Annotated in this window: 13 protein-coding genes and 1 riboswitch; of the genes, 3 read left to right on the forward strand and 10 right to left on the reverse strand. The window is 36.7% G+C overall.

What is annotated here, in order from left to right; all coding sequences use genetic code 11:
* Positions 1-539 precede the first annotated feature (539 nt).
* Positions 540-1,154 (reverse strand): NAD(P)H-dependent oxidoreductase, encoded by a 615-nt coding sequence (locus BM012_RS07535; RefSeq protein ID WP_061805213.1) that lies wholly within the window; start codon positions 1,152-1,154, stop codon positions 540-542.
* 110 nt (positions 1,155-1,264) lie between these two features.
* Between BM012_RS07535 and BM012_RS07540 the strand changes: the two genes are divergently transcribed.
* On the forward strand, positions 1,265-2,167 hold the full coding sequence (locus BM012_RS07540) for a LysR family transcriptional regulator (RefSeq protein ID WP_061805212.1): 903 nt from the start codon (positions 1,265-1,267) through the stop codon (positions 2,165-2,167).
* A gap of 62 nt (positions 2,168-2,229) precedes the next feature.
* On the opposite strand, the gene BM012_RS07545 is transcribed toward BM012_RS07540, so the two are convergent.
* The 5 genes from BM012_RS07545 to BM012_RS26755 form a co-directional block, all read right to left on the reverse strand.
* Entirely contained in the window at positions 2,230-3,429 is a 1,200-nt protein-coding gene (locus BM012_RS07545; protein ID WP_019395505.1) for a phosphoglycerate dehydrogenase, read from the reverse strand.
* Positions 3,430-3,612: 183 nt separating this feature from the next.
* Positions 3,613-3,691, reverse strand: a riboswitch (ZMP/ZTP riboswitch).
* Between the two features lie 116 nt (positions 3,692-3,807).
* On the reverse strand, positions 3,808-4,443 hold the full coding sequence (locus BM012_RS07550) for a suppressor of fused domain protein (protein ID WP_061805211.1): 636 nt from the start codon (positions 4,441-4,443) through the stop codon (positions 3,808-3,810).
* A gap of 419 nt (positions 4,444-4,862) precedes the next feature.
* A complete protein-coding gene (locus BM012_RS07555) occupies positions 4,863-5,315 on the reverse strand; it encodes a hypothetical protein (protein ID WP_201030250.1) in 453 nt (150 codons plus the stop codon).
* 88 nt (positions 5,316-5,403) lie between these two features.
* Positions 5,404-5,826 carry a DUF3231 family protein gene (locus BM012_RS26750; protein WP_061805210.1) on the reverse strand — a complete coding sequence of 141 codons (423 nt, stop codon included), beginning with the start codon at positions 5,824-5,826 and terminating at the stop codon, positions 5,404-5,406.
* Between the two features lie 38 nt (positions 5,827-5,864).
* Complete coding sequence (locus tag BM012_RS26755; protein WP_328586486.1) at positions 5,865-6,224, reverse strand: DUF3231 family protein; 360 nt, start codon at positions 6,222-6,224, stop codon at positions 5,865-5,867.
* A 249-nt stretch (positions 6,225-6,473) separates the two neighbouring features.
* On the opposite strand from BM012_RS26755, the gene BM012_RS07565 reads away from it, so the two are divergent.
* Positions 6,474-6,701: a DUF3953 domain-containing protein gene (locus BM012_RS07565; protein WP_019395502.1), complete on the forward strand. Its 228-nt coding sequence runs from the start codon at positions 6,474-6,476 to the stop codon at positions 6,699-6,701.
* A 119-nt stretch (positions 6,702-6,820) separates the two neighbouring features.
* Positions 6,821-8,047 carry an FAD-dependent oxidoreductase gene (locus BM012_RS07570; protein ID WP_061805208.1) on the forward strand — a complete coding sequence of 409 codons (1,227 nt, stop codon included), beginning with the start codon at positions 6,821-6,823 and terminating at the stop codon, positions 8,045-8,047.
* Positions 8,048-8,059: 12 nt separating this feature from the next.
* Here BM012_RS07570 and cysI read toward each other — a convergent pair whose 3' ends face one another.
* From cysI to BM012_RS07590, 4 genes are all read right to left on the reverse strand, one after another.
* The gene (gene cysI, locus BM012_RS07575; protein ID WP_061805207.1) at positions 8,060-9,784 is read right to left on the reverse strand and encodes an assimilatory sulfite reductase (NADPH) hemoprotein subunit; all 1,725 of its coding nucleotides are present in this window, start codon (positions 9,782-9,784) and stop codon (positions 8,060-8,062) included.
* Between the two features lie 26 nt (positions 9,785-9,810).
* A complete protein-coding gene (locus BM012_RS07580) occupies positions 9,811-11,625 on the reverse strand; it encodes an assimilatory sulfite reductase (NADPH) flavoprotein subunit (RefSeq protein ID WP_061805206.1) in 1,815 nt (604 codons plus the stop codon).
* A gap of 360 nt (positions 11,626-11,985) precedes the next feature.
* Positions 11,986-13,449, reverse strand: coding sequence for a nicotinate phosphoribosyltransferase (locus tag BM012_RS07585; RefSeq protein ID WP_061805205.1), 1,464 nt, complete (start codon positions 13,447-13,449; stop codon positions 11,986-11,988).
* Positions 13,450-13,468: 19 nt separating this feature from the next.
* Positions 13,469-14,374 (reverse strand): cysteine hydrolase family protein, encoded by a 906-nt coding sequence (locus BM012_RS07590; RefSeq protein WP_061805204.1) that lies wholly within the window; start codon positions 14,372-14,374, stop codon positions 13,469-13,471.
* Positions 14,375-14,434: the final 60 nt, after the last annotated feature.

Raw genomic sequence — 14,434 nt, forward strand, 5'->3', positions numbered from 1 at the left:
TTACCCCCTCATTTGACTTCTCGGAATAACAGTTCATTATTGAACTTAATGAGTTCAATAATGCCTAAGCTTTTCACTTAGGAACGTGTCGCACCATCTTTTGGATCTGTCAGCAACATTCAATCATCTGCTACACCCTCTAATAGCTTCACCGTTTGATGAAGCAGCCCTTATGTCACTTCTCACCTGAAAGAGGAAATTCCCATTATGCAACTTAAAAATCAAAAGGGGGGACGATAGTGAATAACTGGACTTTTTTTACTGCTTCTATTTATAGGGATTTCGATTGTGAGCAGCTTCTTCATTGAAAATAATGGAGTTTCAGAGATTATTAGGGTCATATGTTTTCTTGCCGTTCTTCTTACACTACTTTTATCTAGAAGAAAAGTTAACCATTCTGAAGAGTAGTAAAGCAAGAAGTTTCCTGCTCTTCTACTCCTCATCTTTAAAAAGTAAAGCTTTCCTATTGATCAAAATAAAATCACTAAAAACAGTTTAACAACTTCTTGAAGAAGAACTACAGTCACCTTTACACGTTCTCAATGATATGGCAACATTCCCTTAGCAATTTGTGCTAATTCTTTTGTAAAAGTGCTTTTCTCTTTTGATTGATTTATATGATGGTTAAGATGTATTGAAAGATCTTCTAATGTATTTTGTATATGCTGATTTCTCATTGCGTTAAAAACAGAGAAAGACGGCAGAGCATCCATTCCACAATATTGAAATGTTTTATGAAGCGGAAAGAGCACATCATCAACACTTTTCCCTTCTAAAAAGGATGATTTTCGATTAAAAACAGCCTCATTAGCTCCCCATGTTGTTGAGAAAAGATACTGTTTTCCGGTCAAAAGACCACCATGCCCAAATTTCTTCGCTTTTTCGAAAAAGGCTCCTTCTAAAAAAACAGTATCAATATATGTCTTAAAAAGACCTGGAACACTGAACCAATAAATAGGGGTTTGAACAATAACAGCGTCCATCCACTTAAATTTTTCTATTTCCTTTTCTACACAATATCCTTCAGTAACAACGGTCTTCTCGATTTCAAAGTTTTTCAAGACAACTTCCATATGCTTAAAAAAATTTTGATTCAATTTTCCTTGCGCTTTTTTAAAAGGCTCATGTCCATTAATAAGTAGAATCTTTTTCATTTTTCATCCTCCCTTTTTCTCTTACTATAAGACTACAAGAAAGGTTATAATCGTTACAGATGATAGTTTCGATAACAACAATCGCTTTTATCGATTAAGGAGGAGAAAAAATGGAGTTGAAACAGCTTTATACTTTTTTAATGGCTAGTGAAACGCTAAATTTCACAAAAACAGCTCAAATGCTAAACTATGCTCAGTCTAGTGTTACCGCTCAGATTAAAGCACTTGAACGAGAGTTCGAAACTCCGCTGTTTGACCGACTTGGAAAAAGATTGATTTTGACTGAAGGAGGTCATAAATTTAGAAGTTATGCAAAAAGCATCGTAAATTTGAGTGAAGAAGCAAAGAAAACGATTAGCAATAGTCAAGAAACAATGACAATTAAGATTGGCGCACAAGAAAGTCAGTGTACATACCGCTTGCCACATCTTTTGAAAGAATTCAAACAAAAGTACCCACTTGTTCGCCTTGTATTTAAGCCGGCCCATTCTGACAAAAAGGCAGCCCAAGATTTAAAAGAAGGAACGCTTGATGTTGCCTTTATCACAGATCGTGAGGAAGAGCACCCCAATATTCAAACAGAAACACTTTTAGAAGAAAAGCTTTTACTTGTTACATCTCCTGAACATCCTTTAAGTAAAGCTTCTATTATTGAAACGTCAGATTTACAAAATGAAACACTACTTTTAACAGAGAGCGGATGCTCTTATCGCACGCTTTTCGAAAAAGAGCTTTTACTATACGGAGTTTCTCTTACGAATGCCATCGAATTTTTAAGCATTGAAGCGATTAAAAAATGTGCAGCTGCCAACCTTGGCATCGCTCTTCTTCCCGAAATGACGGTAAGGCGAGAAATAGAAAATGGAGACTTACAATCTCTTTCTTGGAACGCTTCTCTTCCACCGCTTATCACAAAAATGGCTTTTCATGAAAACAAATGGCTTTCTCCTATTTTGCATGATTTTAGAAATATGACAACTGATTATTTTCAGCGAAAAGAAAACTTTTGCTAAAACCATGCTCAAAAAAACCCTTCCGTTCTATGAAAGAACGGAAGGGTTTTAATAAATGTGTATTAGATAATACGTGTTGTTACAATTCCACCAATTTCTCTAATTTTCGCTTCAAGACCTGGAATGATTTCATCACTCACATCACCTTCAATATCGATCATTGTGTACGCATAGTCGCCTCTGCTGCGGTTCACCATGTCGGCAATGTTTAAATTATAGCTAGAAATAGCATTCGTAATCTGACCAACCATGTTTGGTACGTTTTTATGGAATGCTGTAACACGATTTTTTCCTGTGTAAGGAATGTAAGCATTTGGGAAGTTTACTGAGTTTTTAATATTTCCTGTTTCAAGAAAGTCTTTCACTTGATGTGCTGCCATTCTTGCGCAGTTTTCTTCTGATTCTTTTGTTGAAGCACCAAGGTGTGGAATCGGAATAACGTTGTTCATTTTTAACACATTTTCATTCGGGAAGTCAGTAATATATTTTCCAACTGTTCCACTTTCAAGAGCTAATCTCATATCATCTTCATTTACTAGCTCACCACGTGAGAAGTTTAGAATATGAACGCCTTCTTTCATAATGCTAAATGTTTCTTTATTAAACATTCCTTTTGTCTTATCTGTAAGCGGAACATGAACTGTAATGTAATCAGAGTTTGCAAAAAGCTCTTCAATTGTCATTGCACGCTGTACGTTACGAGATAAGTTCCATGCTGTGTTAACAGAGATAAATGGATCGAAGCCAATAACATCCATATCTAAATCAAGAGCATCATTTGCTACAAGCGCTCCAATAGCACCTAAACCAATAATCCCTAATGTTTTTCCTTTCGCTTCTTTTCCAACAAACTGCTTCTTACCTGCTTCAACAAGCTTTGGAATCTTTTCACCCTCTTCTTCCAACGTTCTCGTCCATCTAATTCCATCAAATAGATTACGAGATGAAGCCATTAAAGAAGTTAGAACAAGTTCTTTAACTGCATTAGCATTTGCTCCAGGCGTATTGAAAACAACAATACCGTTTTCCGTACATTTATCAACTGGGATGTTGTTTACACCAGCTCCAGCGCGCGCAATTGCTTTTACGTTGTTTCCAAGTTCCATCTCATGCATGTTAAAGCTGCGAAGAACATATGCATCTGGATTTTCACTTTCATCATCAACTTTGAAATTTGGTTGATTGAATACATTTAGGCCTGTTTGAGCAATTGCATTTAAAGTTTTAATCGTTTTTACTGTTTCTAAGATCGTTGTGGTCATTGTATTGGCTCCTCTTTTTTCGTAATAGTTGTTTACGAATTCTTAATAAAATAAAAATTAAAAATAATATGGCTATTTCATCTTTTTACAATCTGTAACTTTATCATAATAGAGTTTTTATATAGTAGCAACTGCCTTTATCAGCCTCCTATAATAGAAAGAGGCAAGGGAAATAAACTCCCTTACCTCTGCCCAGGCGAACGGCTACGACACTGCATGCTCCCTCACGGTAATCCGCGTTTCGCCAGTCACATACAGCCTTTTGAATGATTTTACTTTACCAAATTGTTCAGTGATTTTCAATAACTGTTGTGAAATTTTTATAATTTCTTTAAATTATCAATATTTTCTTTCTAAATTAGCCTCTATTTTATGCTTCTAACCTATTTTCCAAAATGGTTTTGCCATATTTTTCCGATCAATATCTAATACATGGGGAGTATCTACGTGCTTTTTTAATTTATGAATTAAAGTTTGAGAACCTTTTTTCATCGCTAACTTTCTTTCATCTTCATAAAGAGGAACAAGCTGATAAAAATTCACCATTTTGCCGTTCTTTTCAAAAACACGAAGCCCTTCCTTTTCTGGTCGCATTACAAGCAAGCTTGAAAGCTCTGTATTACGAGCAAAAGGAATAGGTGGTTCCTCATTTGGAATGATCACTCCTTCATCAATCCATCCTTCGAAAAGGTGTGGCAAGTGAGCAGTTTGTCGTAAGAATCCAAGTGGCCAATAGTTCTCTGGTTTTACAAGCTCCTCTTTTGTAATTGGCCATGTAGAAGGAAGACAGATCATCAGTTCAGCAAACTGAAGCTCATCATCTACTCTTTCTCCTTTCATTGGTAAATCACTCATTCCTGTTGTAACAAGAGTTGTACATTCTCTTTTTTCAGTTGGCTTAATAATATGTAGGTTCACTGTGACATCGCTTCCAGGAACGATCTCTCCAAGCGATCCATCAATTTCCCCAACGTGTTTTTCTATATGCGAAAGCAACTCTTCATGCTTTATCATGCCTCATCAACTCCTCCGAAAGTACAGCCTATAAAAGCATTTTCTTTTTCTATGCTTTTACTTTTAATCACTTATTTTCCGCTTCTCTATTCCCGTTCATTTTTATCTACTTTTTTATTTTATCGCAATTCCGAATACAATAAATCCTTTCTGGCATATTTTATGGAAAATGAATACATTCTCACAGGTCTAAAGAGGGGAATATATATAAGAAAAACTAAATATAGCTTATTCATACTTGATAAGAAAAGCATTTACTTAGCGTATATATACCCCTATTAGTAAAGGAATAAAAGAGAAAATCAAGTGAATTATAGTCATTACATAACCTTTTAGATATTATTTACCACTAGAAAATTGAAGTTTATTTTATAAGCTATTATAAAGTATTACCCTCTATAATTTCTGTAAATTTCCGATTACAAAAAGATAACAAATTTCCCTGTTAAACGAAATCCAACCTCTGCAATAAGAGTTGAAAGTACAAATGTACCTGTATAAACAACAATTGAAATAACACCAATTCGACAGCTTAATTTTCTAAACTCTTTTAAATCTTTTCCAAATGATAAACCAGCATAAGCAAGAATTGGAGTAGCAATAGCCATAAAATTAATTTTCTCTGTTTGTTCTACAATAAAATCATTCCCCGGACAAATTGGTGAAGAGACAAACAAAGCAAGAAGAGAAACACATATAACAACAGGAATTTTGAACGGGATAATTTTATCTATAATAAATCCTAAAATCGTAAATTTGGTAGAGCCTTGTGGAGAAGAACAGCCTCCAGCACGTGAACGACCACGAAAAATATTCCGTTTTTGTTTCTCACCCTCGGACGGAAAGTAAACATGTAAATAGACCGTTTTCAAGAATCGTCCTTACTTTTTCAACCAAATAGACGTTAACATTAACAAACCTTGTACTTTTTAAAGCACAAGGTTTGTTAATATTATTTCTTCAAAATTTGAGCCGGTTCTTCCATCCATGTTTGGTCATAATTTTTGCTCCTTCATGGGCATATTGGAAAATATCTTTCATAAAAACAGACAGTTTTCTAGGTAAATCATTTCTCAAACTAAAAGCCGTGCCAAGCGAATTCCCTCCTAGCGAAAAGCTACAAAAAAGACTTACACAATAAAGCATCAATTTATCTGAAAAAGGAAGAATTGTAGACGTTGTGACGTTCCCTCCTGCTATTCCTGGAACAGGGATGTTATCTTCTAAAAAGAAGTTTCCTAACTCTTTAATCATCCTTTTAGCAAGTTCTCCTCCTTTAGAAAAAAACTTTCCAACCTCTTTGTTTTCAGCACACTGAGCAAATCCAAAAATCATTTGCATTCCCATCATATTTGATTCAATAGCATGATAGATATGAGCCATTTCTACAGTGTTTAACGGTCTTTTTCCTTTAATAGGGTTCAGTTCAGTACGCCTAAATAACTTGCATCCTTAACAAATTCGACAGACTTTATAAGGTTAACAAAAGGTGACTTCTGAATGATCCCTCTCTCAATTAAATACTCTGTACAGAAATCAAAATATTTTTGAGTAACAATCGATAATTCACGAAATATTTCTCTTAAATCTTTTCGATATGACAAGTTCAAAGTATGAATCCCTATACTAATTTCTTTAATTAATCGAACAAACATAATATCAAATCCGTTGTCATATAGCTTAGGTGCTTCTTTATACACATCTTCAGCTGTGAAACCTATCTGAATAGGAATTCCTTCTTCTTGAAATATTCCTTCTATTTTCTCTATATATGGGTTAATTTCTTCATAATTTCAAATTTTATTTTCTTATATTTTAGCGATACTTTATAACAAGGCAGTTTTTATTATCGTTTGCCTCACAAGCTAAAACATACATTATAAAGGAAGCATTTTTCATCTTATTTTACATTTCTTCATAGCTTTTTCCCCAAAAAATAAAGCGCTTTTATTGACTTACTGTTGCGTTTTCTTTTATAAAGCTCGGAGTTTTGATATGATGAGATTACATACATATGATGGAGGTCACCAGTGAAGATACTACGTTTTATGGTCGCGATTATTGTTATCTGTTCTGCTCTTTACACACTTTTTTTTAACAATTCTACTTCCCTTTCTATTATGCAAGTTTCTTTATGTATCTTGATTTTTATTTCAGGTTTTATCGAGCTACAAAACAAAAGAAAAGGCTATGCCATTTTTATGTTCTTAGTTGGCCTTTTTCTTGTTATAACAACGATTTATATTTCTTACGGATGAATTTTTGGGATGAAAGAACGGTATAATAACCGTTCTTTTTTTAAGACCTTTTTTCTTCTATAAAGAGAATTGAATCATAAAATATTAAAAAAGATGTATTGGGGATGGAGGAGACTTATATGCTTGTAGGCATTATCGGAGGTGGCATCGGAGGCCTTACGCTTGCTCAAGCTCTTCGCGAAGCAAATATTAATGTTATTGTATTTGAACGTGATCAAAAGCCTACACAAACCGGTGGATATCGTTTGCACCTTCATAGAGATGCGTTGAATGCACTCCGTAAAGTTCTCCCTCAAAAACTTATGGAGGCACTGCTGTCTAGCGGCACAGGCAAAGAGTCATTCACAAAGTTTTCTCTCTTGGATCATCACGGCAACACAAAGCTCTCTTTTCCTGTTGAAGAGGAAGAAGTACTTATGATTGGGAGAGTGCCACTTAGAACAATTTTAGCTTCAAATTTAGACCATATTATACACTGGAACACAGCATTCTCACACTACGAAGAGAAAAAAGATCAGGTTGTTGTTCATTTTTCCAATCGTGAAAGTGTTGAAGTTGATGTATTAGTTGGAGCAGATGGTGTTCATTCAGCCGTTGCCAACCAGCTTCTTGGTAAAAAAAGTGCAAAAAGTGCTGATACAGCTGCTATTGCAGGGAAAGTTCCTTTAACACTTGAAGTAAAAAAACTCCTCCCTAATGACATATTTCATGGGCCAGCCTTTGCGATAGGTCCAAAAGGAATTGGAATGTTTCTGACTGTTCACAACCAGTTGAAATCTACAGGAAACGAGCTAGCACAAAACGAATCTCCATATGTTGTTTGGTCTGTTGGTGCACCTTCATCTTTTTTTCATAACAAACTCTCTTCACAAGAACTTCAAAACGAAGCACTTTCCCTTATTTCGAAATGGAATAACTGTTACCAAAAACTAGTTTCTCTCTCCCCTGCTCAAAATATTGCTTTTTTTCATTTTTACTTTCCAGCAGCACTTGAACCTTGGCGAAATTCGAAAGTAACTGTTATTGGTGATGCGATTCACCCAATGCCGCCTACAGGAGGTGTTGGCGCAAGTACAGCGATCATTGATGCAGTAAACTTAGCTCAAAATTTAGCAAACCGTGATCAAATCAGCTTAGCTCTTAAAGCTTATCAGTCTGAAATGCTCCATTATGCTCCACAAGCTGTAGATGAAGCACGTCCTCCACTTTTTTGGCAGCGGAGATTTGCTAATCCTGTTATTAGAACATTTGCCATGTCATGTTTTCTTCCCCTTGCTCACCAAAGCATGATGATAAAAGACCGATTTAGAAGAAAAAAAACTAAAGAAAAAAAGGCTGCCAATTAGCAGCCTTTTTTATCAATCATGAAAGTTTGTTCCGTCTGTTACGGCTTTTACGACTCCAACGCGTACAACAAAGTCACCGAAGTGTTCTCCTTCTTCACGCTCTTTCGCATAGCGACTAAGAAGTACTTTCAACTCTTCTAAGATTTCAGCTTCTCCAATGTTTTCACGGTACATTTTGCTTAAGCGACTTCCGTCAAAAGCTGCACCAAGATACATATTGTACTTGCCTGGCGCTTTTCCGATAAAAGCAATTTCTCCAAGCGTTGGACGCGCACAGCTGTTTGGACAGCCTGTCATTCGCACGTTGATTTCTTCATTGCGAAGACCGTTCTCATCTACAATTTCTTCAATTTTATCGATAAGTTTCGGTAAATAACGCTCAGCTTCAGCCATTGCTAGGCCACACGTTGGAAGAGCTGCACATGCTAGTGAATTGCGGCGAAGTGCTGTATGATGTGATCCATCTGTAAGACCATATTGATTCATAAGCGCTGTTACTTCGTCTTTAATTTCTTCTGTAATATTAGCAATCACTAAGTTTTGATTTCCTGTTAAGCGAAAATCCCCAGTATGAATTTTCGCAATTTCACGCAAACCTGTTTTCATCTTGTAGTCTTCAAAGTCGCCAACGCGGCCGCCTTCTACAAAGAGCGTATAGTGCCAATTTCCATTGATCCCTTGTGTCCAGCCATAGCGATCGCCATTATGATCAAAATGGTACGGTTTTGCTTCTTGAAGTCTGAAACCAAGACGATCATAAAGCTCTTCTGTTACAGTTTCAAGCCCTAGTCGATCAACTGTATATTTAAAACGAGCATTTTTACGAACTGAGCGGTTTCCGTAGTCACGCTGAATTGTAATAACTTTCTCTGCTACATCAAGCACTTGATCTGGGGTACAAAAACCAATCACTTTAGCAAGCTGAGGGTACGTTGCTTTATCACCGTGGGTCATCCCCATTCCGCCCCCAATTGCAACGTTAAAACCAATTAGCTCACCATCTTCAACAATGGCAATAAAGCCCAGGTCTTGAGAAAATACATCAATATCGTTTGAAGGTGGAACAGTGATACCAATTTTGAACTTACGAGGTAAATAAAGAGCACCATACATTGGCTCTACTTCTTCCCCTTCAGGTGTTCCAGCCACTTTTTCTTCGTCTAACCAAATCTCATGATATGCTCTCGTGCGAGGAAGCAAATAATCGCTTAATTTCTTCGACCATTCATAAACTTCTGCATGAACTTCAGATTGGTATGGATTAGGGTTTGCCATAACGTTACGGTTAACGTCGCCACAGGCTGCAATCGTATCTAAGAGGGAGGCATGAATTTTTTGAATCGTTGTTTTCATGTTCCATTTTAAAATACCGTGCATTTGGAAAGCTTGACGTGTTGATAATTTAAGCGTTCCATTTCCGTATTGCTCAGAAAGATCATCCATCATAAGCCACTGCTCTGGTGTTGAAACTCCTCCTGGTGTACGAACACGAAGCATAAATTGATAAGCTGGTTCAAGCTTCTGCTTTTGTCGCTCATTACGAAGATCTCGATCATCTTGCAAGTAGCTTCCGTGGAATTTCATTAGACGGTTATCATCATCCGAGATTCCAGAACTAATGCGGTCAAGCATCGTTTCTTTTAACGTTCCACGCAAATAATCGCTTCGTTCTTTAATTTCTTCTACATCACTAGGTGGTCCTTCTGGTGCTTTTAATAGTTGGTTCACTTTCCCCATGTTGAATTACTCCTTTCAATCCAAGCTCAATATACGTCGCGTTGATAACGTTTTTGTTGTTGCATATTTGCTACATACTCTTCTGCATTTTGACGAGACATATTGCCTTCTTTTTCAATAATATCAATAAGTGTTTCATGAACATCGTGTGCCATATGTTTCTCATCCCCGCAAACGTAGAATGAAGCTCCAGCTTCAAGCCATTCGAATAGCTCTTTTCCTTGTTCTTTCATTCGATGCTGAACATATACTTTCTCCTCTGTGTCACGAGAAAAGGCAACATCCATCTTCGTTAACACACCATCTTTGAGCCATTTTTGCCATTCTGTTTGATACAAAAAGTCTGTTACAAAATGCTGATCTCCAAAGAACATCCATGATTTTCCGTCTGCTCCTATTTCCTCACGCTCTTGCATAAAAGAACGGAAAGGAGCTACACCTGTTCCAGGTCCAACCATAATAATTGGTGTATCTGGATTTTCAGGAAGCTTAAAGTTTTGGTTATTTTGAATATAAATTGGTAGTGTATCGCCTGGTTCTAAGCGCTCTGCGCATAAAATCGAACATACGCCATTGCGATCACGACCGTGGGTATTATAACGAACAGCTCCAATTGTTAAATGAACTTCCTCTGGATTTGCTTCTAAACTGCTTGAAATCGAATAGAGACGAGCAGGCATTTTACGAAGAATAGCAACAAAATCATTCGCAGAAACAGGCCACGGACCGAAGTCACGGACAAGATCCAGTAGGTCGCGTCCATCAATATACTCTTTTACCTTTTCCTCGTTTCCTGCTGCTAATAGCTCTGCAAGATCATCATTTCCTGAAAGTTTTAGAGCTTGCTCAAGAAGCGGTTTTGTAAGAACAGTAATTTCAAAATGAGAAATTAAAGCTTCTTTTAAGGGACGAACGTCTCCTTGTTTATTTGTTGTAACAATTTCTTCCGGATCCCAATTTAACTCTTCGATAAGAAGATCAACAAGCTTTGGATCGTTCTCTGGATAAATTCCAAGGCTATCACCTGGTTTGTACGTTAAGCCTGAACCTTCAAGCGATAATTCTAAGTGACGTGTTTCCTTATTTGAACCACGGCCATTTAGATTAATAGATTCAAGAACTTCCGCTTTGAACGGATTTTTTCTTGAATATGGGGATTCTACAGCGGCTTCTACTGCTACCGCACTTTGTGCTAATCCTTCATTTTGTTCTTGCCCTTCATTTAGCCCTTCAATAACTCCATTCACCCACTCTTCAGCAGGCTCATCATAGTCAAGGTCACAGTCAACACGCGGATGAATACGTGTGCCGCCAAGTTCTTCAAGACGAGCGTCAAATTCTTTTCCTGTTTGACAGAACTGCTCATATGAACTATCCCCTAAAGAAAGAACAGAGAAACGAAGATCTTCAAGCTTTGGAGCACGTCTTCCATGTAAAAATTCGTGGAATGATAAGGCATTATCTGGTGGGTCTCCCTCACCATGCGTGCTCGCTACAATAAGCAGATTTTTTAGTTTTTTCAAACTGTTTGGTTTAAAATCACTCATAGATGAAACAGTTACTTTAAACCCTTTTCCTTCAAGCGTTTTTCCCGCCTGCTCTGCTAAGCCTTGGGCATTACCAGTTTGCGAACCGTAAAGAACTGTTACTTCTTTTGAAATAGTTGGCGCTGGTGCAGCAGGTGTAGCCACTGGTGTAGCTCCTGCACCGCTGTTTACGGCACTTGAAGCTAGATAACCGCTTAACCATACTTTTTGGGTTTCTGTTAATGTTGGTAGAAGACGATTTAGAAGCTCTACCTGCTCCTCATTAAACGGACTGTTTATTACCTGAAGTTGCAACACTATCCACCTCACAAAAATATAAGCTTAATTTTTCGCCATCATATGTATCATGACTTTTTCAAAAATTCTCTCTATTCACCTTTCAAAGAGAGAAGTAATTACTATAATCATAATTTCACTATTCCTATAAGTCAAGTCGGTTTTAAAGTTATCTTTGGATTTTCTTCAAAATTCAAAAATAGATTTCTACTATAATAGTACAAAAAGGGTGAGAAATACAAGAGAGTAAGAACAATTTATCTTGTAAAAGTTGAAAAATCAGTCGTTTCCCCCTTAAAACTACTATTCCAACTTGTTTACTTAGTTTTAAAAAGGTAAGAAAAGAGAAGATTAGCCAAACTAATCTTCTCTTTTCTTTTACAAGTTGTTCTTTTTAACTTTTTCTTTCATTTCATTAAAACAGCGCATTTTATGATCCCAGCACTCTTGACTTAAGTCAACAGGATATTCTTCAGGATTAAGGGTTCGTTTATATTCGTCCCATAGCAGGCTCATGTTCTCACGTGCAAACGCTTGAACTTCAGGCAATTTAGGACGAGTACATGTTATTTTCCCATCTGTTACAACTTCTTCATGAAGCTCTTTTGCCGTAAAATTTGTCACAAACTTGCTAATGTACGTATGCACAGGATGAAACATTTTTAACTTTTCTTCCGCTTCGGGATCTTCATGTTCAAGCGCAATATAATCTCCTTCAGAGTGTTGATTTTCATTATTAATAATTCGATATACTCGCTTCTTTCCTGGCGTTGTCACTTTTTCTGGGTTTGCTGAAATCTTAATTGTGTCCATCATCTCTCCGTCTTCGTCTTCAATGGAAACAAGCTTGTATACTCCTCCAAGCGCAGCTTGATCGTAAGCTGTAATCAGTTTTGTCCCAATACCCCATACATCAATTTTAGCTCCTTGAGCTTTTAAATTCATAATGGTATATTCGTCTAAGTCATTTGAAGCTACAATTTTCGCATCATGGAACCCTGCTTCATCAAGCATTTTACGAGCTTTTTTAGAGAGATAGGCAAGATCCCCGCTATCAAGGCGAATGCCAATAAAATTAATTTTTTCTCCATACTCTTTTGCGACGCGAATAGCATTTGGAACTCCTGAGCGAAGCGTATCGTACGTATCAACTAAAAATACGCAGTCTTTATGTGTATCTGCATACTTTCGAAATGCTGTATATTCATCTCGATAAGCTTGAACCATTGCATGTGCATGCGTACCTGCAATTGGTAAGTCAAACATTTTTCCTGCTCTCACATTACTTGTTGCTGAAAATCCACCAATATAGGCAGCTCGCGTTCCCCATACCGCTGCATCCATCTCATGCGCTCGGCGTGTTCCAAACTCCATTGCAACATCATCGCCAATAACTTGCTTAATTCTTGAAGCTTTTGTTGCGATAAGGGTTTGATAGTTCACAATATTTAAGAGCTGTGTCTCAACAAGCTGAGCTTGGGCAAGAGGCGCTTCAACTCTTAAAAGCGGCTCATTTGGAAAAACAAGCTCACCCTCTTTCATTGACCGAATGCTTCCTGTAAATTTCATCTCGCTTAGGAAAGTAAGATAATCTTCTCCATATCCTTCGCTTCGTAAATATTCAATATCACTTTCTGAAAACCCAAAGCTCTCTATAAATTGTAAAACACGTTCAAGCCCTGCATAAACGGCATATGCATTACCAAAAGGGCTCTTACGGAAATAAAGTTCGAATATTGCTTTACGATTGTGGATCCCGTCTCTCCAATACGTTTCAGCCATGTTAATTTGATAAAGATCAAGGTGAAGCATAATACTATCATCACTATATTTTCCGCTCATTGTTATTCCTCCATATTTTTTATAGTCGAACATCTTTCCAATTCATCAGTTTAATACCGTGCGTTCTCGCAAGATGTGCATATTCTTTTTCTGTTTCTTCCTCAAAACCCTGAATAGAGGACATGCAGTCTTGCAGTACGATAATATTTGAAGTTAAATTATAATCGTTTCTATAATAATGCGTAATTTGCTTGATAGATTCCAACACACAGTGAGACTTTGCTTCCCCTGCAATAATAATTCTGTCATACTCTTTTAAATGATTAAGAAAGCTATAATTTGTATCATCTTTTTCAGCATGTTCAGACTTAATAATGCCGTACATTTCACTTAGGGGATTTTCTCCTTTTACAATTTTCTCAATCGGTGTTTTATGCACTGAACTATGATAATGAATCATGTTTGCAAACTGGCCCTCTAAGGAAGCTCCCTCTGTTCCTTTTATACAATGGTAGTTCCAAATACAAAGCTGTTTTTTACCATATTTCTCTAAGTTTTGAACATATTTTAAACTTTTCTCTCTTTCATAAAGAGGTTTCCATTTATTCGTTAACACATCTTCTGCTGTAATGATTGTAAATGGTTGCGGGTGTTCCCCTTGCTCATTTTCCCACCAACATTCGTGAAAAATTTGAGAAGGTTCATGTGTATCAAGCGAAACAGAGATGTTTGTAATCTTTTCTAAGTTTTCATAAATAAAACGCGTTACGTTTTCCACATCTTTGTGTGAACCGAGAACAGGAAGTGCTCCATCTTCCATAAAGTCGTATTGATAGTCGATTCCAATAAATAAAACTTTTTTCCGTCTTTCTTCTATTGGTAGTTTCTCTTTTGAGGACAGGGTTAATACATCACCAAGTTTTTTTTCATTCTTCTTTCCGATTTTTTCTATCTCCACAATGTGTTCAAAAGGCACCTTTCTCATCTTCTTCCTCCTCTATTAATTGGTAATTATCAAATTACAAATTAGTGAAACTAAAGTTTG

The organism is Priestia endophytica DSM 13796, from assembly GCF_900115845.1.
GTDB classification, from domain to species: domain Bacteria; phylum Bacillota; class Bacilli; order Bacillales; family Bacillaceae_H; genus Bacillus_I; species Bacillus_I endophytica.